Source organism: Streptomyces niger (assembly GCF_000718305.1).
Taxonomy (GTDB): domain Bacteria; phylum Actinomycetota; class Actinomycetes; order Streptomycetales; family Streptomycetaceae; genus Streptomyces; species Streptomyces niger.
This window is the reverse complement of record NZ_JOFQ01000023.1, coordinates 42,832-64,575: the sequence shown is the minus strand read 5'-3', so window position 1 is coordinate 64,575 and position 21,744 is coordinate 42,832. Positions and strand designations below refer to the sequence as shown.

General features: G+C 67.8%; 24 protein-coding genes and 1 pseudogene. 12 read left to right on the top strand and 13 right to left on the bottom strand.

All coding sequences use genetic code 11. From position 1 onward, the window contains the following. Positions 1 to 221 precede the first annotated feature (221 nt). Positions 222 to 968 carry a DUF1838 family protein gene (locus IF20_RS31295; protein WP_052868767.1) on the bottom strand — a complete coding sequence of 249 codons (747 nt, stop codon included), beginning with the start codon at positions 966 to 968 and terminating at the stop codon, positions 222 to 224. 337 nt (positions 969 to 1,305) lie between these two features. Between IF20_RS31295 and IF20_RS31290 the strand changes: the two genes are divergently transcribed. Continuing rightward, the gene (locus IF20_RS31290) at positions 1,306 to 1,644 is read left to right on the top strand and encodes a hypothetical protein (RefSeq protein WP_199896832.1); all 339 of its coding nucleotides are present in this window, start codon (positions 1,306 to 1,308) and stop codon (positions 1,642 to 1,644) included. A 311-nt stretch (positions 1,645 to 1,955) separates the two neighbouring features. Here IF20_RS31290 and IF20_RS31285 read toward each other — a convergent pair whose 3' ends face one another. Continuing rightward, a complete protein-coding gene (locus IF20_RS31285; protein WP_052868765.1) occupies positions 1,956 to 2,804 on the bottom strand; it encodes a formyltransferase family protein in 849 nt (282 codons plus the stop codon). Between the two features lie 441 nt (positions 2,805 to 3,245). On the opposite strand from IF20_RS31285, the gene IF20_RS31280 reads away from it, so the two are divergent. Then, complete coding sequence (locus IF20_RS31280) at positions 3,246 to 3,731, top strand: SET domain-containing protein-lysine N-methyltransferase (protein WP_052868812.1); 486 nt, start codon at positions 3,246 to 3,248, stop codon at positions 3,729 to 3,731. Positions 3,732 to 4,212: 481 nt separating this feature from the next. Here the strand turns inward: IF20_RS31280 and uppS are convergent, their stop codons facing one another. The 3 genes from uppS to IF20_RS31265 are packed head-to-tail and all read right to left on the bottom strand — an operon-like array spanning position 4,213 to position 6,789. Continuing rightward, the gene (gene uppS / locus IF20_RS31275) at positions 4,213 to 4,959 is read right to left on the bottom strand and encodes a polyprenyl diphosphate synthase (RefSeq protein ID WP_052868811.1); all 747 of its coding nucleotides are present in this window, start codon (positions 4,957 to 4,959) and stop codon (positions 4,213 to 4,215) included. Between the two features lie 52 nt (positions 4,960 to 5,011). After that, positions 5,012 to 5,968, bottom strand: coding sequence for a terpene synthase family protein (locus IF20_RS31270; protein ID WP_052868764.1), 957 nt, complete (start codon positions 5,966 to 5,968; stop codon positions 5,012 to 5,014). Next, positions 5,965 to 6,789, bottom strand: a complete 825-nt coding sequence (locus IF20_RS31265; RefSeq protein ID WP_199896830.1) for a class I SAM-dependent methyltransferase — start codon at positions 6,787 to 6,789, stop codon at positions 5,965 to 5,967. Before IF20_RS31265 ends, IF20_RS31270 begins: the two co-directional genes overlap by 4 nt. Before the next feature lie 412 nt (positions 6,790 to 7,201). Here IF20_RS31265 and IF20_RS31260 point away from each other — a divergent pair, with 412 nt between their 5' ends. From IF20_RS31260 to tpg, 3 genes are all read left to right on the top strand, one after another. Beyond that, positions 7,202 to 7,576: a hypothetical protein gene (locus IF20_RS31260; RefSeq protein WP_052868762.1), complete on the top strand. Its 375-nt coding sequence runs from the start codon at positions 7,202 to 7,204 to the stop codon at positions 7,574 to 7,576. 373 nt (positions 7,577 to 7,949) lie between these two features. Next, complete coding sequence (gene tap / locus IF20_RS31255; protein WP_052868761.1) at positions 7,950 to 10,175, top strand: telomere-associated protein Tap; 2,226 nt, start codon at positions 7,950 to 7,952, stop codon at positions 10,173 to 10,175. Between the two features lie 7 nt (positions 10,176 to 10,182). Then, complete coding sequence (gene tpg / locus IF20_RS31250; protein WP_052868760.1) at positions 10,183 to 10,743, top strand: telomere-protecting terminal protein Tpg; 561 nt, start codon at positions 10,183 to 10,185, stop codon at positions 10,741 to 10,743. 359 nt (positions 10,744 to 11,102) lie between these two features. Here tpg and IF20_RS39470 read toward each other — a convergent pair whose 3' ends face one another. The 4 genes and pseudogenes from IF20_RS39470 to IF20_RS31235 all read right to left on the bottom strand — a co-directional run bounded on the left by IF20_RS39470 (position 11,103) and on the right by IF20_RS31235 (position 13,033). Then, positions 11,103 to 11,339 (bottom strand): hypothetical protein, encoded by a 237-nt coding sequence (locus IF20_RS39470; RefSeq protein WP_052868759.1) that lies wholly within the window; start codon positions 11,337 to 11,339, stop codon positions 11,103 to 11,105. After that, positions 11,336 to 11,770, bottom strand: coding sequence for a M14 family zinc carboxypeptidase (locus tag IF20_RS31240; RefSeq protein WP_267881147.1), 435 nt, complete (start codon positions 11,768 to 11,770; stop codon positions 11,336 to 11,338). Before IF20_RS31240 ends, IF20_RS39470 begins: the two co-directional genes overlap by 4 nt. Further along, positions 11,678 to 12,081 (bottom strand): annotated as a pseudogene (locus tag IF20_RS41000) (M14 family zinc carboxypeptidase); the annotation flags it as partial. The pseudogene IF20_RS41000 and the gene IF20_RS31240, both read right to left, overlap by 93 nt. A 46-nt stretch (positions 12,082 to 12,127) precedes the next feature. Further along, positions 12,128 to 13,033 carry a helix-turn-helix transcriptional regulator gene (locus IF20_RS31235; protein WP_052868757.1) on the bottom strand — a complete coding sequence of 302 codons (906 nt, stop codon included), beginning with the start codon at positions 13,031 to 13,033 and terminating at the stop codon, positions 12,128 to 12,130. Between the two features lie 505 nt (positions 13,034 to 13,538). Between IF20_RS31235 and IF20_RS40210 the strand changes: the two genes are divergently transcribed. Both IF20_RS40210 and IF20_RS31225 read left to right on the top strand, forming a co-directional pair. Next, positions 13,539 to 13,928 carry a hypothetical protein gene (locus IF20_RS40210; protein WP_234426892.1) on the top strand — a complete coding sequence of 130 codons (390 nt, stop codon included), beginning with the start codon at positions 13,539 to 13,541 and terminating at the stop codon, positions 13,926 to 13,928. Positions 13,929 to 13,957: 29 nt separating this feature from the next. Beyond that, positions 13,958 to 14,188, top strand: coding sequence for a tautomerase family protein (locus tag IF20_RS31225; protein WP_052868756.1), 231 nt, complete (start codon positions 13,958 to 13,960; stop codon positions 14,186 to 14,188). Between the two features lie 409 nt (positions 14,189 to 14,597). Here the strand turns inward: IF20_RS31225 and IF20_RS31220 are convergent, their stop codons facing one another. From IF20_RS31220 to IF20_RS31210, 3 genes are all read right to left on the bottom strand, one after another. After that, on the bottom strand, positions 14,598 to 15,890 hold the full coding sequence (locus IF20_RS31220) for an amidohydrolase family protein (RefSeq protein WP_110944708.1): 1,293 nt from the start codon (positions 15,888 to 15,890) through the stop codon (positions 14,598 to 14,600). 256 nt (positions 15,891 to 16,146) lie between these two features. Continuing rightward, positions 16,147 to 16,590 (bottom strand): Rrf2 family transcriptional regulator, encoded by a 444-nt coding sequence (locus tag IF20_RS31215; protein ID WP_052868755.1) that lies wholly within the window; start codon positions 16,588 to 16,590, stop codon positions 16,147 to 16,149. A gap of 375 nt (positions 16,591 to 16,965) precedes the next feature. Next, positions 16,966 to 17,565: a TetR/AcrR family transcriptional regulator gene (locus tag IF20_RS31210; protein ID WP_052868754.1), complete on the bottom strand. Its 600-nt coding sequence runs from the start codon at positions 17,563 to 17,565 to the stop codon at positions 16,966 to 16,968. A 267-nt stretch (positions 17,566 to 17,832) separates the two neighbouring features. On the opposite strand from IF20_RS31210, the gene IF20_RS40205 reads away from it, so the two are divergent. The 3 genes from IF20_RS40205 to IF20_RS31200 are packed head-to-tail and all read left to right on the top strand — an operon-like array spanning position 17,833 to position 19,018. Then, positions 17,833 to 18,174, top strand: coding sequence for an SDR family NAD(P)-dependent oxidoreductase (locus IF20_RS40205; protein ID WP_234426891.1), 342 nt, complete (start codon positions 17,833 to 17,835; stop codon positions 18,172 to 18,174). Further along, the gene (locus IF20_RS40200; protein WP_234426890.1) at positions 18,117 to 18,254 is read left to right on the top strand and encodes an SDR family oxidoreductase; all 138 of its coding nucleotides are present in this window, start codon (positions 18,117 to 18,119) and stop codon (positions 18,252 to 18,254) included. The genes IF20_RS40205 and IF20_RS40200 overlap by 58 nt, the downstream gene beginning before the upstream one ends. 14 nt (positions 18,255 to 18,268) lie before the next feature. Then, the gene (locus IF20_RS31200; protein WP_052868753.1) at positions 18,269 to 19,018 is read left to right on the top strand and encodes an SDR family oxidoreductase; all 750 of its coding nucleotides are present in this window, start codon (positions 18,269 to 18,271) and stop codon (positions 19,016 to 19,018) included. A gap of 500 nt (positions 19,019 to 19,518) precedes the next feature. Here the strand turns inward: IF20_RS31200 and IF20_RS31195 are convergent, their stop codons facing one another. Next, positions 19,519 to 20,400 carry a helix-turn-helix transcriptional regulator gene (locus tag IF20_RS31195; protein ID WP_052868752.1) on the bottom strand — a complete coding sequence of 294 codons (882 nt, stop codon included), beginning with the start codon at positions 20,398 to 20,400 and terminating at the stop codon, positions 19,519 to 19,521. Between the two features lie 139 nt (positions 20,401 to 20,539). Between IF20_RS31195 and IF20_RS31190 the strand changes: the two genes are divergently transcribed. Both IF20_RS31190 and IF20_RS31185 read left to right on the top strand, forming a co-directional pair. After that, positions 20,540 to 20,806: an Atu4866 domain-containing protein gene (locus tag IF20_RS31190; protein ID WP_052868751.1), complete on the top strand. Its 267-nt coding sequence runs from the start codon at positions 20,540 to 20,542 to the stop codon at positions 20,804 to 20,806. Between the two features lie 156 nt (positions 20,807 to 20,962). After that, on the top strand, positions 20,963 to 21,721 hold the full coding sequence (locus tag IF20_RS31185; RefSeq protein WP_052868750.1) for an SDR family NAD(P)-dependent oxidoreductase: 759 nt from the start codon (positions 20,963 to 20,965) through the stop codon (positions 21,719 to 21,721). The last annotated feature ends 23 nt before the right edge of the window (positions 21,722 to 21,744 follow it).

Here is a 21,744-nt window from a genome sequence, read left to right as displayed (position 1 = left end):
AGAGTGGGTGTTCAAGAGGAGGTCCACCAGCAAGGAGCCTTTGCACCATGACCAGTCCCCACCCATGATCAAAGTCCGATCGGGAACGAGACGGACCCGGCCCGGCGGGCGATCATCTCCGCGATGAGGCGGCTCTTCGCCGGCTTCCCACGGCGACCAACGCTGGACGAGGCGTATCCCCCGACGGCATCGGCCTGTTCCGGGGCGAGTGGTGACCGCGGCTACTGCGGCGGGTTGAGTTTGCGGAAGTACGTCCAGCTGGTCTCGTTCGGCTCGCTCCACTTCTCCGGGGCCTGAGCGAACTTCGGGTTGTGGTCGGCGATGTAGGCACGCGTGCGCTCGGGGACCTCGGCGTACGAGTCGAGTTTGCGGCCCCGGCAGTGGTAGGTGAGGCCGCCGGGCCGCTGGCCGCGGGCCATCCACGGCAGCCACGGGGACATCCGCATCCACGACATGGTGGCCGGGATGCTGGGCGCCGGGCCGGCCAGGTCGGTCCGGTCCGCGAAGAACTGGAAGAGTTCCAGGGCCTTGTAGGTGTCGTCAGCCGAGTGGGCGGGGTACTGGGCCACCGGCAGCGGGGAGGGGTAGGCGAGCGGGATCTCCAGGTTGAAGGAGATCTTCTCTCCGAGGTCGGTCGTCGGGATGGGGAAGGGCCGCCACTTCTGGTTCGCCGGGTCGTTCCAGATGTGCACCACCGGCAAGTCCTCCCAGGTCTCCAGGACTTCGCGCGTGACGGGGTCCAGGTAGAAGGCGGCTTCGCGGGTGAGCAGATGATAGGTGTCCGGGCTGCCTTCCGGGGCCTGGACAAGACGGGCCACGTTGAGTCCTTCGAAGCCGAAGACGCGCTGGTAGGGCTCGTCGGGCGCCCAGGAGTACACGTCCCCGGACCACCAGTATGTGACCTCCTCGCCGTCGAGAGAGGCGCGGGTGCGGGCGAAGGAGCGGAGCAGCTCTGCGAATGCCGTCATACGGAGTATCCTGCGCGACTTCCCCTTCACGAAACGGCACAACGGTGGCTGCTGTGCCGCACCGCACACTCAAGGGCGGCGTACGCGGAACGGTCAATGCCACCTGCCCCCGTACACGGCTGCGCTGGTCCCCCAGCGGGCGCGGGCTTGCAGTCAGCCTTGCGTTCGGGCTTTCGGCCGGGCTCGTGGCGGGGCTCATAGACGGGCACGTGGGCGGGGCGGTAGCCGGATTCGGGGGCGCGTTCGTGATCGGGCTCGTGGGCAGTTTCGAGACCGCGAGACCCGATTTGACCGCCAACGTCGCCCCAGCAGTGCTGCTCCGCTCCGATCGCCGGACGTGTATCGCGACCGTGCGACGTGTATCGCGACCGTGCTCGGCGGCGAATTCTTGGTCGCGCTCGCGAACTGGCTGGCGTTCGAGGTCACACCGGGCCCTCTTGCGTTCGGGTTCGCTCTGGGCACCGTGGGCGCGCTCACGTTGGTGCTGGGACGTACAGCCTGGGTGTACTTCGTGATGGCGAGGGTCTATCTGACGGTGCGCCGTGAGGTCCCACGGGACCTGATGGCGTTTCTTCGGGACGCTCATGAGAGTCGTGGAGTGTTGCGGCAGGTCGGGCCGGTCTACCAGTTCCGGCACATCGACCTGCAACACCATCTCGCCCAGCAGGAGCCCTGACCTTCGTCGTCCCGAGCCAGGAGGGAAGGTGACCTGACCGGCCGACGGCGACCGTGCTTGGCGCGCGCAGCTACCGGCTGATGGTGGGGCCCGAGGGACAGAAGGCTCGGATCGTCGACTCGGCGGACGAAGGATGACCGGTACGCCTGAGCCTTACGGTTCCGTGCATGCCAGCTCCACGCCCATTCCCCCGCATTCCCCCGTTCCGAGCGGCGGCGCCGCCAAGCTGAGGTGCCCCGCACGGCCACGCTGGGCCGGGCCCGACAAGAGCGTGGCGCAACAGCCGCGGGTGCTTGTGTTGAGCGGGACGATCAAGTTTGGTACGCGCGCAGCAGAGTGCGCCTGGTGCGGGGTGACCAGTCTGCTCCGAACCTTCCGATGACCTCGGCGAAGTCTCGCTCGTCGAAGAAGCGCAGACCGCGTTGCTTGAAGGTGTCGTCGAGCTCTCCTGGTGCGGGCTCCGGGTGGTAACAGCCTGGCGCCGTGTCTTGTGGTTGGGCGGTGATCCGGCCGCTCATGAGGTCGGGCAGCGTGCGCAGGTACATGTCGACACCGAGCTCGAAGAGCTTGGGTAGGTGCCAGAACAGCGACCGTGTGGAGTCGAATGGCAACTCGGACTTGCCGATGATGGGGCCGCTGTCGATGCCTTCGTCGATCATGTGCAGGGTACTGGTGAGTTTTGTTTCTCCGGCGAGCAAGGTATGCACTGGCGCCGCGACTCCCGGATGCTCAGGCAGCGACCCTGAGTGCGCGTTGATGATGCCCAAGGGCGGTACGGACAACACCGGTTGTTTGAAGATCAGGCCGAACCGCAGAGAGATGATCAGCTCGGGCTGGAACCGCTGGACCAAGTCCAGCCCATCGCCGGTGTTGATTCGTTTGATGTCGTGGAACGGGACCTCGAATTCGCGGGAGAGGTGTTGAAAGGTCAGCAATTCTCCTGAAGGGCGGGGTGCGAGGTCCAGGGTAGGGAAGATTCCACTGTTGGGCAGGTCTCGCTCGAACCAGCGCTGTCGCTCCAACGAATCCTCGGCGCGATAGCGGCCGGGTCGCATCGTCACCATCGCGACCTCCACGGTATGTGCCGTGAGCTGCCGCAAAAGCCGGTTCATCGCAACGCACACCACCAAATCCCGCTGGGCGCACACCAGGATCCGCACTGCGCATCCCACCTTTCCCGCCTGGTCACCGATAAGGCACTTATCTCTCTTGATACCACAGTTATAACTGCAGGCAAGGGGCGAGCCGTCGCCTTTCATTACTCCAAGCGCCGTCTCGATCGTCGTTTACGGCAGGTAATAGTCGCGATGAGCGCTCAGAGGATCGCGGATTGCAAGAAGCGCCACCCCATTGGGGTGAATGCAGTCACTAGATCGGAGGAATTCCGCGGGTGTCAGGGTGCGGCTGGGTGCCCATTCGGTCAGGAAATGGGATGGAGACCACCCGACATGCGCCTTCTGCTCGCGGCGGCCTCCCTCGTGCCGACGGCGCCCAGTGGCACGCACGCGGTAGAGGCAGTTGTCGGTCTTGAAGGAGACGTGCAAGGTGAATGAAAAAATCCAGTCGGGGCCGCGACCTGTCTTGCCGTGTCCGGTATACCGGTGAAACAAGGTAACCACGACGAACTGGTCACCGTCCGTGACGCAGGTGACCGCGGTGTCGGAGTGTTTGCGGCTCGGGATTTTCCGGCCGGTTCGGTGGTCCTGGTCGGGGTGATCGAGGCAGAGCTCGACCGCAATACTCCCCATGCTTCCCAGATCGGGATCGACCGGTTCGTGCTCCATGCCGGCCTCATGCCGATGGCCAACCACTCATGCGACCCCAACTGCGGCATCCGCCCTAATGCCACCGGTGCCCACAATCTGATAGCACGTACCTCGATCACCGAAGGTGAGGAAATCACCTACGACTACGCCATGCGCAACTACACGATCGAGCATTTCCCCGTTCCCTGCCAGTGCGGTACCGCTCGCTGTCGACGCCGAATCACCGGATGGAAAGATCTGCCGAACGAACGGAAAAGCGCCTACCGCGGTCTGATCGCGCCCTATCTTCTCGACCTCGACAAGCTCACGGGCCGTCCGTGACCGCGCTACTTGCCTGAAGCGGGACGTAAGTCGTCGGCGTGGCCAGCACCGTGCGGCATCCGCGCTCCTCGGTGCTTGCGGTAGGACAGACTGGGCACAGCCCCGTTACGTTCCCCCGTTGTGACGGGGCTGCGGCATGCGTCAGACCACCAGTTTCCCCCAGCTTTGCCACCGCGGCTCGTATCTGCCGTCCCCTGGCAGCTGTCCGCCCGCCGTCTGGTCCAGGAGTTCGCCGGGAGGTGGCTGCCTGATGTCCCAGGCCCCGCAGCTTGGCGGCGCCGACCTGGCCCGGGTCGGGCTCCGCTCCGCGAAGGAGGCGGCGCGGAAGAACGGCGGCCAGAGGGCGCAGTCGAAGTCGCGCTCGGTGCGTGCGGTGCGTGCGGTGCGACGGGACGGGCGCGAGCCGATGGGCCTCGGGGCCGCGATCGGCGCGCTGGTTACCGAGCGGGCGTGGGAGCTGCCTTGTGGGAGAGCCTGGGGTTCAGAGGCCGAAGCGGCGTTCACGAGTCGTGTAGGAGCGGAGCGCTCGGAGGAAGTCGACCTTGCGGAAGGCAGGCCAGCACCTCGGGCAGAAATAGAGCTCGGCCTGGTCGGCCTGCCAGGTGAGAAACCCCGACAGGCGTTGCTCGCCGGAAGTGCGGATCACCAAGTCCGGGTCGGGCTGGCCGTGTGTGGCGAGCTGTTCCTCAAGGGATTCCGCGGTCAGCATATCGGCGATCGCCGTGGGATCTGTCTGATGTCGGAGAGCGGGACTGCGGAGGAAGTTCTGCACTGCGCGCACGATCTCCAGACGTCCGGTATAGCCCACGGCGAGGTTGACGGTCATGCCGGTGCAGGCATCGGTTCTCTTGGCCGCCTTCTGGAAGAGGACTCTGCTCTCGGTGGGCAACAGGTCGAGCGAGCCCACGAGCTTGATCTGCCAGCGCTCCATGTCCGCCAGCCCCTGGGCCATGCGCCCGGCGTGGGCGAGCAGCAACTCCACTTCGGGGGTGGTACGGCGGAGGTTCCCGGCAGACAGGGTGTAAAAGGTGACGACTTCGATCCCGACCTCGTCGCACCATTCGAGCACCTCGAAGGTTTTCTCCAGACCCGGCCGGTACCCGTCCGATTTCTGCCTCTTCCGCTTCCGGGCCCAGGTCCGGTTTCCGTCCGGAATGATTCCAATGTGGCGCGGAAGTCGCGTGACATCGGTCCTACGTGCCACGGCGCGCTCTGCGATGGTGCTCACCCCACGCACGCCGCACGCCTTCCCCTGCGGTAGGTCGCATGCAGAGTCGTCATCATCGCTCCGGCTCCGTGGTGGTGATGGCGTATGCGTCGGTGACGGTATGGAAGTGCGTCATGAACTTCAGGAACCGGTTGAGGTAGACGGCCTGGCGTATGCCCGTATCGATCAGCGGCTGCAGCAACTCGGCACAGTGAGCGTGTAGGTGGCCGAGGCGTCGGGCCACGTCATCCTGGGTGACGCCCGGCAGCAGGAGGGCATTGAGGTCCTTCCAGGCCCGATCGCGGTCGTAGGTGGCGAAGTCGTTCACCAGGCGCGCTGCCCGCTGCACTTCGTACGCCGCCGCCATCAGCAAGTCGATGTTCTGGATCAATCCGGGTTCATCGGTGGAGATCCAGTGCGAGAGGGCGAGAAAGACGACCAGAGCACTGTCTGCATTGTCGAGGTACTGCTCCAAGGTCGGCAGCCGAGCATCACGCTTCGAGGCGGACTGGGCAGTTCGCCATTTCCACTCCCGTGCCATGGCCCCCAGCCCTCGCCGCAACGCCTGTGACCAGGCTGAGCCGAGCTGGGGGAACGCCGAGGAGGCGGCCAGGCGAGCGCGGAGATCGACAAGGAACCCGGCCAGCCGGTCGTTCGGGGCGCAGTGCCCCTCCTCCACGGCAGCCATGCAACGGCGCACTACTGCCATGACACTTTCGTAAGAGTCCGCCGCGTAGTCGATCTCCCAGTCAACGCGTAGTGCCCACAAGGTGGTGCGGCTGGTAGTACGCAGCTTCTCGTAGGGGAGCCACGGGCTCATGATCGCCGGTGCCAGCGCTGTGGTCGTCAGCATCGCCTCGTCGCAGACAGGCGTGTGAAACAGCGGAGCATAGGACGCCACGCATTCCACCAGGTCCCGCACGCCCTCAACGCCCATCGCCACCGCGCGTCCGGCCGCCTCGGGGGACAGGTTCGCGAGACTCGTGACCGCGCCCTCGGCCTTGGGCATCTCCGTGGGAATGTCTGTCATCCCTCCACCACTGTCGTGCTGCAGGGTGCCTCCGCGCGGATATCCGTGACATGGACGGGCGTGACGCCCTGCAAGGCGAGGGGATACCAATGCGCCCTGCCGAATGCAGTAAGTTCGGGCTCACCGGATGACATCAGGGCCGGCCCGTCCCCCTCGCTGCGTACCATCGCCGCGTTGAACACAGTGTTGCCGTAGACCCCCATGTCTCCCACTCGGATCCGAGTGAAGCCGGCGACGCGCAGTGCACGCACATAGTCGGCCGTTGAGCGGATCTCGCTGCGATAAGCCTGGTTCAGCTCCGCGAACGCCTGAGTCTCCACCGGGCTCAGGGGCCTGTCCTCCAGGAAGATGTCCTTCACATACACGGAGCCGTCAGGCTTGAGCACCCGCCTCGTTTCACGGAACAGGGACTCCAGGTCGGCGGAGTAACAAGCGGATTCCACGAAGTAGGCCGCCTCGAATGTGTCGTCGGAAAAAGGGAGATGGTGATAGTCGCCCACCGTGACGCGGACACGGTCGCCAAAGCCACAGGCTGCGACATGCGCGCGTCCAGCCTCGGCCTGCACGGGCGACAGGGTGACTGCCTCGATCGATGCCCCGGGCACGTGGCGTGCGATGTCAACCGCCGGACCGCATGCCCCGCAGCCGGCATCGAGCACCCGCATCCCGGGGCACAGCCCGGCCCTGTCGGCAATGGCCTGATTGGTCTCGCGTACCGGGCTGTCGCCAGCAGTCAGAAGAGTGCCCGCCTGGTACGTACGCCCAAGACCCTCAAGGATGACCGGAGTCATCGTGTCGTAGAGCCGCCGGATCTCCTCCACCGCGTACGCGCACACCCCAATCACCCCAATACGACGCGTTGACTCACTCGGTCCGGCGCCCACAGCGGTGCCTACGCTGCGCCGCTGGAACAGGAGGTCCTGCCTTCGGTCCACCCGCTTCCGTGGCCTTGCTCCACGATGACTCGGTTCGGATCTTTCCCCGCCGGCACGAGCGCGATACTGAGAGTGCACGGTCGAACGAAGGTCTGGGGAGCACACGGCGCATACAGGCACGCACCACGTAAGCCCGGGACAGTCACACGCTCTCCCGGTGCCACGTGGGTCAAGCGCCAAGGGCCGCTCTTTCGCCAGCGAACCTTCCGATCGCAGAAATGGTCGGGCTACCGGCACCACCAGGGGCGCAGGCCCGCAACGGGCCCCAGGGCCCCTTCGAAGTCCGACCGACCAGGTGATGACCGCCCAGGTCTTGTACACCTCCTACGGTCCCTGCCTGCTGTCTAGCCAGCCCAGCGTGACCTCGGGCACGCGCACTTCTGCTGTCACCGGTGTGCTCTCCTGCCAGGCACTGCTCACCCCCACGACGGACACCTTCACCATCACCTGGAATACCGGGCAGACCTCCGCCGTCCGTGCCAACGTGCAATCCAGCCTCATCGAGGGCACGACTTTCGTCGTCCTCATGACCGGGACCGTCCCCGGTGGCCTGTTCCGCGGCAGTACGTTCACGCAGACCAACACTGGGACCGCCGGCGACCTCCTCAACTGCCTGAGCGGCAGCGGCGGCCTTCCGGGCAGCTACCCGGCCACCGTGCTCACGATCGGCTGAGAAACCCTGCCGGGCCTGCTGGTCTTCGATGAGGTCGCGGTTCGATGCGTCGGCACCGTCGGTTCGATCTCCTTCCTCGTTGCGTCGGTGTTCGGTTGCGTGGCGCACGGCAAGGGTGAGGACCTCACGTCACGACGTTGACGTGAGGTCCTCTTCGTTCGCGCTGTGGCCGGTCTCAGCTTCCCCCGCTCGCCATGGTCACGACGGTAAGGATCAGCGCCCGGCGCCGGTGTGCGGTGGTGCGAGCTCAGCCACCAAGCCAGCCGGAACACGTGACACGCCAACCATCGAACGCCACATGTACGCGAATTGTACGGAGAACGTACGCTGCTTGTACGGTGTGCATGGTAGGGTCTCGGTCAGGAGGTGCTTCATGTCCGAGTTGTTCGACGCGGTCGACGCGCTGGTGGCGTCCCGCGCTCCGCTGCCGCCGGCGGCGGAGCGCAAGCGGCTGCGCCAGGCACACGGTCTGACGCTGGATCAGGTGGCCGGCGCGTTGAGTGTGCGCCGGGCCACGGTGTCCGGCTGGGAGTCGGCCAAGAAGCCGACCGAGCCGCGCGGTCCGGAACGCGAGGCGTACGCGCGACTGCTCAAGCAGCTGGCGGAGCTCTACCCCGCGCCCAGCGCGACGGAAGAGCCGGCTGCCGCGGCCGTGGTACCGGAGACGCTCACCGCCACGTCCCCGGAGGCTGCGGCCGAGCCTGCCCAGGAGGCCGCCCAGCTCGCCCCCGCCTCCGCTCCCGTTGCCGCTGCTCCGCAGGCCGCATCGCGTCCGGCACGCACCGCCAGGAGCACCTCGACCTCGCGCCGCCCGGGGGCGCGGAAAGCGGCCCCGGCCGGCACCCCGGTCGACACCCCGGCAGGCCCCGACCCGCGCTTTGAGAACGGGCCGCTGGCGGTCGTCGACGTCGAGGACGGGAAGGTGCTGGCGTACTGCGTCGGCGGCCTGATCCTGGACGTGCCCGCCAAGTCCCTCCCGGCTCTGATCGACTGGACGCTCAAGGAGGCGAAGCTGGGGCAGCCCAAGCTGTCCGGCCCGGGCAAGGACGCCGATCCGCTGCTGGTCCTCACCGAATCCGCCCTGGAGCGCTACGGCCTGCCGGCCGCCCTCAGCGAAGAGGAGCGGCTCGCTGGCCGGATCCCGGAGGGCCACAAGGTCGTCAAGCAGCTGGCGCGCGCCGACTGGAAGCTCACGAAGCGAGGCTTCGGGCCGTGGGCGAGGATCTACCGCCCGGCCCGCGGCTCGGAGCGGGCCTGCGTGCAGCTGTGCATCCCCTCCTGGCACGCGCTGGACTCCCGACACTGGGGGCAGGCCGGACAGCTGCCGCCGGCCGACCTCGCCCGCGTCCTGGGGACATACGCCTCCCGGGTGATGACGCCGCGCGGCTCCACCGCGGTGACCGGCCTGGAACTGATGACCGCCCTGCACCCGCCGACGCGCGCCTCGGAACCCGACGCCGACGGCAAGCGCCACGCCGAGCACAACCCCGGCTCGCTGGGAAAGGACCCGGTGGACTGCGCGCCGTGCGAGGCCCCCGACGGACACCCGCTGCTGGCGGACCTGCCGCGCTTCCACGTCCGCGGCCCCGACGAGAAGCTGTTCGAGGAGGCGTACGACTGGGCGCGCCCGATGACCGACGACGAATGCCTGCACCGCAACCTGGTCGGCATCGATGTGAACCTCGCCTTCGCCGCCGGCGCCAACGGCCTGCCCGTCGGCCTCGGTGCGCCCACGCACGTCAAGAACCCGGTCTTCGATGCGAAGCTGCCCGGCTCCTGGCTGGTCGACCTCTCCCACGTCGACCTCTCCCGCGTGAAGGTCGCCAAGGACAAGTGGGCAGAGCTGGACGGCGACCTACTGCCGAGCCCCTTCACGCCGAAGGGCGAGCGCCCCCAGGGCCCGGCCTGGTACGCCACACCCACCGTCGCCTACGCCGTGGAGCTGGGCTATGAGGTGCGCCCGATCGAGGCGTACGTCCGGTACGAGAACGGCCGCTACCTGGACGGCTGGTACACCCGGCTGCGCGACGCCTATCTCGCCACGATGGCCGCCCTCGGCGTCGACGCGAATTTGTCGCCGGAGGACTTCCTGGCGGCGATGGAAGGCTACCGCGGCCGCGATCCGGAGCTGGCGATCGTGGTGTCCGCGATCAAGGCAACGGTCAAGGGCGGCCTGGGCAAGCTGCGTGAGCGGCCCCGCGGCGAAGGCTGGCGGCCCGGCCAGCCGTGGCGGGCGCTGTCCCGGCCCACCTGGCGCCCCGACATCCGCGCTGCCGTCATCTCCCGTACCCGGATCAACCTCCACCGCAAGATCGTCAAGCACGCGGCGTTCACCGGTCAGTACCCGGTCGCGATCCTCTCCGACTGCGTCGTGTACGCCGTCAACGGCACCTCGCCGCTGGACTTCCTGCCCTACCGGGAGGGTAAGCCGCTGCCCGGCGGCTTCAAGCTCGGCGTGAACCCCGGCCTGGTCAAGCACGAGGGCACGCAGACGACGCTGTGGGGCGAGGGCGTACGGGAGCAGTTCGACGCCCCCGAGCTCAACCTCGCCCGGTACATCAAGGACGGCACCGTCACCGACGTCGACAACGGGGAGTAGGTAGGCGATGGCCAAGGAGTTCGGGGACGGCCTGGACCAGGCAGTGCAGAAGGCGTTCACCCGCCCGGCGCCGAAGTCGGCCGGCGCCCAGATGCGGTACCTGGTCAAGCAGCTCAAGGGCACCCGCGCGGTCGCCCAGATGCTGCGCATCTCCCAACGCACCGTCGAGCGGTACGTGAAGGACCAGATCAAAAAGCCCCGCCCGGACCTCGCCGCGCGCCTGGAGCGCGAGGTGAAGAAGCGGTGGCAGCCGCAGATCCGCGCCAAGGCCCGGCAGAAGGCGGCGACCACCGGCGGCATCGTCATCGACACCCGTGCCCGCCTCGGCTACACCGCACCGATCGGGTCCACCGACCAGGACCGCATCCGGCACCTGACCGTCGCCCTGCCCCCGCAGTACGCCGCCCGCCTCTTCGACGCCCAGCAGGCCGGCGCCGGCGAGCGCGAACTCCAGGAGATCGCGGCCGAAGCGCTCAAGGAGGTGTACTTCCAGGACGGCGGCCGCCGCGCCGGGAGCCTGGAGGAGGTTCGGTTCACCGACATCGAGCACCTGGAGTTCGACCTGTAGGAGCCGCGCCCCGAACAGCCCGCGAGCCCGAACCGATGCGGTCCGGGCTCGCTCGCGTATCCGCGGAGATCGAAAGCTGTGACTGAGCGTTCCAGCCGGCTCAGTCCCGACGCTGCCGCTTTCTCCGGGTGACCTTCCGTTCGTGCTCGGCCGCCTTCTCTCCGTCGAACGTGTACCCCTTCCATACCCGGTGACAACGGGTATGGAGAGGGTGACCGAGGTTCGTCCGCGTGAGCAGGTGGGGCGAGATGCGTTCCTCGCAGAAGACGCACCACACCGAGGTCACGACATCCCCCTCCGCCACCGGTTTGCGCCTACGTTACGACCGCCTTCTGCTCGGACGCTACGCCGCGCGCCGGTCACCCCGCGTCCTCGCCGGAGGTAGGCCGGCGCTCCTGCGCGGCGAGGGCTGCGTCGACGAACTCCATCCCGAACCGGTGCACGCCGTGCGCGCGCTCCCGTTCGCGGACGTACGGCTCCCGGCTGCAGCGCCCGTGCCGCTCGGTCTGCTCCAGGTGCGCGCGGACGACGCCGATGTGGCATCGTCGCGACCGGGCCCGCTGTTCAGGGCAGTCGCGGCACGCACAGCTACTCACATGTTCGCGATGAGAGTTCGAGCGCCCTGCAGGGCTTCGTCGACAGACGGTTTGATCTGCGAAGCCGGAAGCTGGAAGCCGTACTGTCCGGTGTCGCGCAGATCGATGCGGTAGGCGAGGGCCTGCTTGGTGCCGTACAGCCAGTCGGTGATGTTCCCGGATTGGATGTTCTGGACGTTTGCCATGGTGCCGGAGGTCCAGCGCGTGCCGTAGGGCTTGTTCATCGAGGTGGCGAGGGCGGTACCGATACGCCGGAACTTGTCGTTGTCGTCCTGGAGGGCGCTGGTGTAGCCCCACGGCCACATGATCTGTTGGCCATGGGGATGATGTCGATCGGGTGGGCGTCCACGGCTTTCTTGATCTCCGGGTCGCTGCGGTAGCCCTCTACGTAGCGGGTGGCCAGACCCATGCAGACCGTCACCGAAACCCACTCTCGGGCACTCTGACCACAGATCAGCAACACCCGGGGTCTGCGGCCACCGATGTCGCCGAGGTCAGAGCGCGGATGTTCCGACCTTCGTAGCTCGGACCGATGCTCCGCGCATGCGCGATCAGAGGATGGGTGACGCTGAGCAGGTTCAGCCGGGTCACATTCTCTTGGTAGCGGTGGTAGGTCGTGTCGTAGGGGGCGGCGGACGCGGAACCGGCCGACCCGACAGCGGGCAGCGAGCCGAGCAGCGCCCCGCACAACGCGCCCACCAGGCCACGGAGTAATCGACAATTGCTCACTTCGAAACGACATCCGCGGAGAGTGACACAACCAGGCAGCTCTCCCGCGGCGGCGCGGGTCAGCGTTGCGATCCGGATTCCGCCGCGGGCAACCTCTCCGGTGCCGTGCCCTCGGAGACGCTCAGGTCCTGGGTTCCTATGACGGACAGCAGTTCCAGCTGCTCGGCTCCCGGACTTCCGGGCGGTGCGGTGAACCACAGCAGGCGTTGGCGTCCGTCCTCGCTGAGCAGGTTGTAGCAGTCGAGTTCGATGATGCCGAGCGTGGGGTGGACGATCTTCTTGTGGTCCATGCGGCGCACCGCGACGTCGTGGGTGTCCCAGAGGGCTGCGAACTCGTGGCTACGGCGGCGTAGCACAGCGATCATCTTCGTGACCTCCGCGTCCCGGCCGCGCCGGGCGGCCGCTGCCTGGAGGTCGGCCACGAACACCCGGGAGTGGTGCGGGTGGTCCTGGGCCGGGTACCTCTCGCGTGCCTGCGGGTCGGTGAACCAGCGGTACACGAAGCTTGCCGCCGGGCCGCGGTGTGTCGGGGACTTGCCGAGCAGGTTCCGGGCCAGGTCGTTTTCCACCAGGGTTTCGTGCAAATCGGTGATGACGCGCGCGGGGGTGTTGGACAGCCGGTCCAGGAGTCCGAGAAGCGCGGGCTGCACGTGTGCCGACGATCCGTGCGCTGACGGAGGGATCGGCCGTTCGGCCAGGTGAAACAGGTGGTCGCGCTCGTCGCCGTTCAGGCGCAGGGCTCGGGCGAGGGCGGCCAGGGTCTGGGTCGAGGGCTGCACGCCGTGCTTTGCGCTGCCGCGTTCCAGCTCGGTGTAGTAGTCGGCTGACAGCCCTGCCAGCTGGGCCACTTCCTCGCGGCGCAGCCCGGGCACGCGCCGGCGCGGGCCTTGGGGGAGGCCGACCTCGGTGGGGCGGATGCGGTCGCGGCGTGTCCTGAGGAAGGCCCCGAGTTCTGGAAGGTTCACCCCTCCATGGTCGCGCGTGCGCCGAGGCCGTAGCCAGGGGGTGGCATCCCCTGGGTAAACGCAGCCCTGGCTGAAGGTGGGGGACCGGCCGATCGTTGAGGACGCAGCAGGGCGACGGCGAGACCGCGGCCTGATCGCATTCACCACAGGAGTCGGTTCCGAACCGCCCGCAGCCACCCCATCGATCAACGAGAGGCCCTGTCATGAGGAACGACGACGCCGGAAAGGTCGTCCCGGTCACCGGGGCCTCCAGCGGCATCGGGGCGTTGTCCGTGCGGGCTCTCGCCCTCGCCGGCCACACCGTGTACGCGGGCATCCGCCGGACCACGCCCCGTAACGCGACCGCGGCGGGCCGGCCTGGGGTGCTATGGCACCGACCACCAGGTCGAGGTGCACGTCGTCGAATTGGACGTCACCTGCCAGGACTCCGCCGACGTCGCGGTCGACCGAATCTTCGCCGAGCGCGGCCGGCTGGACGTGGTCGTGTACAACGCCGGACACATGGTTGGCGTTCGGCATCGATACCGCGCTCGTGGTGCCCGGTGCGTTCACCATCGGCACCCACCACTTCGTCAACGCAACGTCGGCGCCCGCCGACATCGACTGTGTGGAAGCCCACGACCGGCGTCACCGACCCCCGATGGGCGATCTGGGCAAGCGCCCGGCCGCGCTCATCCCTTCGGAGGCCGATGTGACCGAGGCCGCTGAAGCCGTCGCGCGCCTGGTCGCGATGGCGTATGGCACTCGGCCGCTGCGCACCGCATGGACCCCAGCCGAGACGGCAGCGAAGCCGTGTCCGCGGTCGCCGGCCGCCTCCGCGCCGACTTCTTACGCCGCCGACTTCTTCCGCCGCATCGGACTGGACAGCCTGCTCGCCGCAGGCAGCTCCCTGTAACACCCCACTGAGAGAAGGAACAACCGGCCATGCCTTTCGCGAACTTCAAGGTCCCCGAGAAGACCCTCACCCCGAGCCAGAAGGAGAAGATCGTCACCCGCACCACCGAGCTGTACGTCGAGATCTACGGCGAGCGCGCCCGCAACACCACGATGGTGCTGGTCGAAGAGGTCGCCGACGGCGGCTGGGGCATCTCCGGCAACGTGCTGACCCTTGCCATGCTCGGTGAGGCGGCACCGACCGACACCAGCGACGCCTGACCGCACCCACCGGCCGTCATTCGGCCAGGACGGCACTTGAAAGCGGGGCCGGCCGCCGATCGCTCCCGGCGGCCGGCCCCGTTCACTTCCAGCAGCCCGGCCTCGTTCACTTTCAGCAGCAGCGTTTGTCCGGCACCGGCACTTCGGGCAGCAGTTGGAGGTCGACGGCCCCGCGAATGTTCACGAGACATGACGTCAGCGCGTGGGATGGTCATCCGCCTGTATAGCCATCCGCCTGTATAGCCATCCGCCTGTGAGGGCGGCGGGTCGTTGAGAGGGAAACCGGGGCTTGATCCGAAACATCCGAAACATTCGAAACGAGAACTGGCGTCATGCGGTAGCCGCCTGAAACAGTGGCGAGGCATCACTGCCGCCAGGAGAAGACCGCCACCGTCTACCTGGCCGGACTTCATATCGCGGCGCCTTCCTCGGTCCGCCCGGTGATGTCGGACGACACTGCCTGGCGCTTGTCGACGGCGAGGCGGCCGTTCAGGATCACCATGCGGAGGTCGCGAAGGGCGCCGATGTCCGCGGTGGGATCGGCGTTCAACACGAGCAGGTCGGCGCGCTTGCCGGGGGCCACCGTGCCGAGGTCGGGGCGGACGCACTGGCGCGCCGCGCCGCTGGTGCCTGCGGCCAGCACCTGGGCGGGCACCATCCCGGCCGCCACCATGAGTTCGGCTTCTTCCAGAGTGTTGGCTCCGAACAGGCCCCGGCCGCTGAAGGTGTCGCTGCCCAGCGCGATGTGCACGCCGGCCTCAGCGACCTTCCGGAGATTGCCACGGGCGTCCGGGTGGGCGTCGTCGATCCAGAGCGTGGGCGTGTAGGTGATGTCGTGTTCGAGCATCAGGTCGATGAGCGAGCGGTCGGTGAGGGGTTCGGCGGTGACACCGTGCTCCAGGCCGTCCGCTCCGGCCTCGATCGCCTCGCGTGCCGCGGCTTGCTGGGTGGTGTGGACGGTAACCCGTAGGCCCCGCTCGTGCCCGGTCTCGATACCCGCCCGAAGGAGATCGAGGGGAAGCCGTTCCAATTCGACACCATCCGGAAAGGCGGGATTCTGCCAGAAGTACTTCGGGCCGCCAGCGTGTGCGCACGCGCCTTCCGACAGGAGTTTGATCGCGTCCACCTTGCGGTCGGCGAGACGGTGCACCAGGTCGCGGATCTCCTGCACGCTGTCGACCTCTGCCGTGAAGCGCTCGCGCGCCCAGGGGTTGCCGCGGAAGACAGTGGCGGCGGGATGCCCGTCGCGTCCGGTGATACCGCAACCGGTCGCCAACAGCCGCGGGCCCCGCAGCGTGCCCGCGGCGATTCTGGCCCGCGTGTCCAGGATTCCGTCCGTCGGATCGCCCACCGACTTGATGGTGGTGACCCCGTGGTCGAGGAACAGCCCGAGCCTTCCGGGGAGCTCGTTCTCCTCGAAGGCCCGCATCGAATCAGGATCGGAAACCGCGTGCACGTCGTAAAAGTGGACATGAGTGTCGATCAGTCCCGGCATGACCCATCCTCCGGCCGCATCCACCTCCTGTCTGCCCCTGAGAAGCTCGGCCGAGACGGAAGCGATCTCTGTGCCGTCGATGGCGACGTCGTACAGACCGGTGAGCGACTGTCGGCCGTCGAAGACACGTGCGCGACGGATCACGAGGTCGTAGGTCGCAGGACCGCGAGCCTCGGCGCTCGCGATCGCTTCGGCTTTCTGCTGCATGGCTCTCACTCCTGGCACGTTCTGAGTAGGTGTTCGGGCCGTCAAGTCCGGGTGCATACAGAGGGATCGTGCGGCCGCTGACATCGGGAGCCCGGAGGTCCTAAAGCTCTGAAGCCCTGAAGCCCTGAAGCCCTGAAGCCTCGAAACAAACTGCAACTACACTAGTTACAGTTAGGGTGCGTCAGGACGCGGGGCGTTATGCGGCACGGCTGAATCAGCGGCCCTTGGCTTGGACTCAGCGATCCTTGACTTCGAATCAGCGGTCCTTGGCTTCGTTGTCGGAGGCCAGTATCTGCTGCAGCAGGGCGGCGAGCGTCGTTCGGCCGAGCTGTTCCTCCAGAGCCCGCTCCGCGTTCTGAAACTCGACGTCGAGCAACTCGCCGATGTTGCGACCGATCACGCATGCCTCACTGGGTGGATGGGGGTGCCTCGAGAAGATCCGCTCCCCCTCTACGGCGGCGTACGCGTCATACAGCGTGACGTCCCGCGGATTGCGGGCGAGGGACCAGCCACCGCCCCGCCCCTCGGCGGACCGCACCAGGTGAGCGTCTCGCAAGCGGCCGAGGATGCGCCGCACAAGAACTGGATTACTTTCGAGGCTGTCCGCGATCTCCGCGGAAGTCAGCGAGCCTCCACGCCGGTGCGCCAGCATCGCAAGCGCGTGAATCGCGACCGTGCTTCTGCTGCTGAGCCCCGCCATCTCCGGCTCCTGTCGCCGTGGACCAACTGCCACCAGGCTAGTTGCAGTTAATTGCGACGGTCAACCGAGCCGGCCGGGGCCTCGGCCCTGAGCAGGTCGGATGCAGGCGACCGACGGCCTGGGCAAGGTTGGCGCCGCGGGGGATGGAGCCTCACGGCTCGTCGCCTCCATGGCTCGACGCGTCCATGGCCCGTCGCCTCCATGGCTCGTCGCCTCCGGGGTTCTGCCGCTGGGGCGTCTGCAGTCAACGCAGGCTTGCGTCGGCGCGTCGGCGACCAGTCGCGCTCCGCCGTCGCCGGTGACGAACGGGAATGCGGCATGTGGTGCTCGTGGAAGCGCAGACCGTTCGCGTAGCGGGCCGCGCAAGAGGACCGGTCACGCCCGCAACCCGTCCACCGCCGCATCGATCGCCGCCAGGGCCGCGGCCTTGTCGAGCCCCGCCCTCGATACGAGCGAGAGACCTTGGACCAGATAGAGCAGCATCTGGGCCTGGGCCGCGGGGTGGGCCCTGTCCGTGACCTCTCCGGCGGCCTGAGCGCGGCTCAGCGCGTCGGTGACGATATCGGTGAATCGGCGGTACGAGCGCGTGACGATCTCCGTGGCTTCGCCGTCTTGGGGAACGAGTTCGGCGGTCGTGTTGCCGACCAGGCAGCCCTGCGGTACGCCCACGTCGGAGACCAGTTCATCCAGCCGCGCGGGATGGGTCAGGATCTCGCGCAGGGCAGGCAGGAGCGGACTGGTGTCGAGCGTGGCGATCAGGTGCCGCTCGTACACCTCCCAGTAGAGCCTGACGGCTTCGAGGTAAAAGCGGCGCTTGTCGCCGAACGTGCCGTAGAGGCTGCCGCGCTCGACGGCCAGCGCGTCGACCAGGTCTTGGATCGACGTCGCCCCGTATCCCCGGGACCAGAACAGTGTCAGTGCGCGCTCCAGCGTCTGTTCCTTGTTGAACTCGCGGGGGCGTCCGGTTCGTGCCACGTGCTCGATACTACGACTTCTTGACTTAGCGTTCAAGAAGTCGTAGCTTCCGTTGCGGCACTTCTTGAACGTACGCACAGAAGTCAGTCGCTCATTGGCCGGCACGAAGGGCGAAGCAATGCAATTCGCAGGTGAGACGGCACTGGTCACCGGATCCGGCGCGATCGGCGGACTCGGGCACGCGACGGCCAAGGTGCTGGCCGCGGACGGCGCCGACTTGGTCCTGACCGGCACACCGACACCGATCCGGAGCGCGGTGCCCAGATCGTGGAAGACCTCCGCGCAGTCGGTGGCGAGTCCGCCGGGACGGTGCGTTTCGTCGCTGCCGATGTGTCCGACTTGGCGTGCGTGCGACAGCTGGCCGCGGACGCCGAAGCCGTCGACGTCTTGGTCAACAACGCGAGCGTCATGACGTTCTCCCCGACCACCGGGCAGGTTCTCGCGAGCTACGACGCCACCTTCGCGGTCAATGTGCGTGCCCCGTTCCTGCTCACCGTTGCTGCTCACCGCTCTGCCCGCGGAGAAGGCGAGGGGATTCGGACATCGGTGGCATGGGCCTGGCCACCGCACTCGAGCGCACCTCCACCCCGGCCGAGGTGGCCCAAGTGATCGCCATTCTCGCCAAGGACCGGGCCAGTTACATGACAGGCGCGATCGTGGCCGCCGACAGTGGCCGCACCGCAATCTGAGGAGGGACAGAACAATGGATCGTCTTGCGGGAAAGCACGCGCTGATCACAGGGGGTACGAGCGGCATCGGCCTCGAAACGGCCCGCGAGTTCCTCGCCGAAGGAGCGACTGTCGCCATCACCGGCCGCTCTCAGGAAAAGCTGGACGAGGCAGCCCGGCAATTGGACGGCCCGCTGCTGACCATCGCCAGTGACGCCGGCGACGTACCCGGCCAGGCGACGCTCGCGGCGCGGCTCCGGGAGGAATGGCCGAAGCTCGACATCCTGATGAGCAATGCCGCCGACGTCACCCACCTCCCCATCGAGGCATGGACCGAGGAGGCGTTCGACAGGCTCCTCGCGACCAATCTCAAGGCGCCGTTCTTCCTGATCAGGGACCTGCTGCCGCTCTTCTCCCAGCAGTCCTCGGTCATCCTCGTCGGCTCGGTCTCCGCGTACATCGGACACGAAAACGCGACGGTCTACGGCGCGGCCAAAGCGGGCCTGCTCTCCTACACGCGCGGGCTGACCCATGAACTGAAGGACCGCGGCATCCGCGTCAACGGCCTGAGCCCGGGCCCGACGATCACCAACGCGTTCGCGCCCCTCGGCCCCGAGCGCCAGGCCGCCCTCTACGAGGAACTCCGGCAGACCGTGCCTCTCCATCGCCTGGGAACCGCCACCGAGCTGGCGAAGGCAGCGGTCTATCTCGCCTCGGACGAATCCGCCTACACCGCAGGGACCGTGCTGCGCGTTGACGGGGGCATCGGACAGCTCGCGTACTAGGCGGTTTCCTTCGGTCGGCGGCCAGTTACGAGCCGCTGAGCGATATTACGCGGGCTCATCTCCCGGTCGCGCAGGCGGCGGGCCATGGACGGCATCGACTCCTCGGTGACGCCCGCGCCGCCGATGGTCCTGCCGCACTTGCGCGCGCCCTCGTGCCTTCGTGCCCTCGTGCCCTCGTGCCCTCGTGCCTTCGAGGGTGCGGTCGCGGAGGTACTCGCACTCCATGCCGGACATGGCGGCGAGCACGGTGAACACGATGCCGGACGGGTTGTGCGAACCCTTCGCCCCCCGGCGAGGAACTCCAGCCCGATATCGCTCGCCGTCAGCTCCTCGGCGAGCGCGAGCAGGGCGAGTTCGATCCCGCAGCCGAGCCGCTTGTGCTCGTGGACGGCGAGGGGCACGGCGGCGCCAGGGGAACGGATCTCTCCGGCGAGCTGCACCGCGGCCGGCAGCTCCGGGCGGCTGCCGGCACCTGTGAAACATGCGGAGGCGAAGCCGACCTATCGCCGCCGATCTCCACGCTCCGCCGGCTGGTCAGCGGTGGGTCCGGAGTCGAGCCGGCGCCGGGTGGCGTGGAGGGAACCGAGCAGATTGAGGGACTGGGCGCTGGGGCTGCCTGGTTCGGCATGGTAGATGACGAGCTGCTGGCCGGGCGTCTCGCGTACGTCGAATGCTTGATAGGTGAGAGTGAGCGGGCCGACTTCTGGGTGGCGGAAGTGTTTGGCGTCCTGTGCTTTGCCTCGCACGGTGTGGGACTGCCAGAGGCGGGTGAAGTCCGCGCTGTGCTCGGTGAGGGTGCGGACGAGTTCGCGCAGCCGTGGGTTGTCCGGGTCGAATCCGGTTGCCTCGCGAAGGTTGGCGACGGTGGCCTGTGCTGCCCGGTCCCAGTCCGTGTAGAAGTTGCGGCCCGCGGGGTCGAGGAAGGTCATGCGGGCCAAGTTGTCCGCCGGCTCGAACGGAGCGTAGAGGGCATCGGCCAAGGCGTTGACGGCGAGGAGGTCCAGGCTCCGGCTCATGACGAACGCCGGAGTGTTCGGGTAGCCGTCCATCAACTGTCGCAGCGCCGGGCTGACCCGCTCGGCGGCGTGGACGGAGGGTCGTTCGCTCGGCGTGGCCCCGGCCAGCCGGTACAAGTGCGCGCGGGCGTCCGCGTCGAGGCGCAGCGCGCGGCTGAGCGCGTCGACCACCTGGGGCGAGGGTTTGCGTTCACGGCCTTGTTCGAGACGGGTGTAGTAGTCGGCGTTCACTCCGGCCAGGACGGCGACCTCCTCGCGGCGTAGTCCGGCGACTCTGCGGGCTCCGTAGCTCCTCATGCCGACGTCCTGCGGCTGCAGGCCGGCGCGGCGTGCGCGGAGGAAGTCTCCCAGGTGGTTGTCGTCCATGCGTCCAGGCTAGGCGGCGGCCCGGTGTGCTGCCTGGGTGTGGCGCACCCAGGCAGCACGCGCCCTGGTTGGTGGCCGCTGACCTGCCCAGACTCGGTGGAGCGGGAGAGACCGCACCATTCGAGGAGAGGAGTCCGCCATGGCCGGGTCCGTGGAGAGCGACCACGTCGACGTGGTCGGAACGTGGGTGACCGCGGATGGGCACATCCGTCAGGAACTGCTGCCGAACGGCCGCTACGACGAGGCCCGCGGCGAGCGGCGCAGCGCGTACACCGGCCGGTACACGGTGACCGGCAGCCACCTGGACTACGTCGACGACACCGGGTTCACCGCCACCGGCGACATCCGGGACGGAGTGCTCTATCACGAGCACCTCGTGCTCTACCGGGAGCAGACGTCGCCGTAGAGCAGACCGGGCCGCGGCCGCCCCGGTCACCGGGGGGCGCATCCGCCGTCGGCGGACCAAGAAACCCCGGCACAGCAGTCAGCCGGTCAACCGGTCAGCCGGTCAGCATCAACGAGAACCGCCAGTCAGCATCAACGACAACCAAGGACCACATCCATGACAGAACAACGACTTGACGGCAAGGTCGCGCTGATCACGGGCGCGACCGGCGGCCTCGGCACAGCGACCGCCGAACTCTTCGCCCGCGAAGGCGCCCGGCTGGTGATCACCGATGTCGCCGAAGACCCCCTGCGGGACCTGGCCCAGCGGATCGGGGCACGCGGCGCAGAGGTCGTCGCTGCCCGCCTCGATGTCTCCTCCGCGGGGGAGTGGGACGAAGTGATCACCCTCGTACGCGACCGGTTCGGAACGCTGGACGTGCTCGTGAACCTCGCCGGCATCCTGGACTGGCCAGGTGTCGAGGACACGCGGGAAGAGGCGTGGGACCGCGTCATCGACGTGAACCAGAAAGGCACCTGGCTCGGCATGAAGGCGGCGATGCCGCTCCTGCGTGCGAGCGGCAACGCCTCGGTGATCAATACCTCGTCCGTACTCGGCCTGGTGGGAAGTGGCGCGGCGGCGGCCTACCAGGCGTCCAAGGGGGCCGTGCGCCTGCTGAGCAAGACCGCCGCGGTCGAGTACGCCCGGCAGGGAGTACGGGTCAACTCGGTGCACCCCGGGGTGATCGCCACGCCGATGATCCAGGACCTCCTGGACGACCAGGGCGACCAGCAGCCGGACATCCAGCGCACCCCCATGCGCCGAGCCGGCCGCGCCGACGAGGTGGCCTCCGCGATCCTCTTCCTGGCCTGCGACGACTCCTCGTTCGTCACCGGCTCGGAGCTGGTGGTCGACGGCGGCCTCACCGCGCACTGAACAGCCCGGCCGTACGACGGCCA

Bases quoted from the DNA above. Each gene is read 5' to 3' on its own strand.
- IF20_RS31295 (WP_052868767.1), bottom strand. From the start codon at position 968: ATGACGGCATTCGCAGAGCTGCTCCGCTCCTTCGCCCGCACCCGCGCC.
- IF20_RS31270 (WP_052868764.1), bottom strand. From the start codon at position 5,968: ATGACAGACATTCCCACGGAGATGCCCAAGGCCGAGGGCGCGGTCACG.
- IF20_RS31260 (WP_052868762.1), top strand. From the start codon at position 7,202: ATGACCGCCCAGGTCTTGTACACCTCCTACGGTCCCTGCCTGCTGTCT.
- tap (WP_052868761.1), top strand. From the start codon at position 7,950: ATGTCCGAGTTGTTCGACGCGGTCGACGCGCTGGTGGCGTCCCGCGCT.
- tpg (WP_052868760.1), top strand. From the start codon at position 10,183: ATGGCCAAGGAGTTCGGGGACGGCCTGGACCAGGCAGTGCAGAAGGCG.
- IF20_RS31225 (WP_052868756.1), top strand. From the start codon at position 13,958: ATGCCTTTCGCGAACTTCAAGGTCCCCGAGAAGACCCTCACCCCGAGC.
- IF20_RS31220 (WP_110944708.1), bottom strand. From the start codon at position 15,890: ATGCAGCAGAAAGCCGAAGCGATCGCGAGCGCCGAGGCTCGCGGTCCT.
- IF20_RS31215 (WP_052868755.1), bottom strand. From the start codon at position 16,590: ATGGCGGGGCTCAGCAGCAGAAGCACGGTCGCGATTCACGCGCTTGCG.
- IF20_RS40200 (WP_234426890.1), top strand. From the start codon at position 18,117: ATGGGCCTGGCCACCGCACTCGAGCGCACCTCCACCCCGGCCGAGGTG.
- IF20_RS31200 (WP_052868753.1), top strand. From the start codon at position 18,269: ATGGATCGTCTTGCGGGAAAGCACGCGCTGATCACAGGGGGTACGAGC.
- IF20_RS31195 (WP_052868752.1), bottom strand. From the start codon at position 20,400: ATGGACGACAACCACCTGGGAGACTTCCTCCGCGCACGCCGCGCCGGC.
- IF20_RS31190 (WP_052868751.1), top strand. From the start codon at position 20,540: ATGGCCGGGTCCGTGGAGAGCGACCACGTCGACGTGGTCGGAACGTGG.
- IF20_RS31185 (WP_052868750.1), top strand. From the start codon at position 20,963: ATGACAGAACAACGACTTGACGGCAAGGTCGCGCTGATCACGGGCGCG.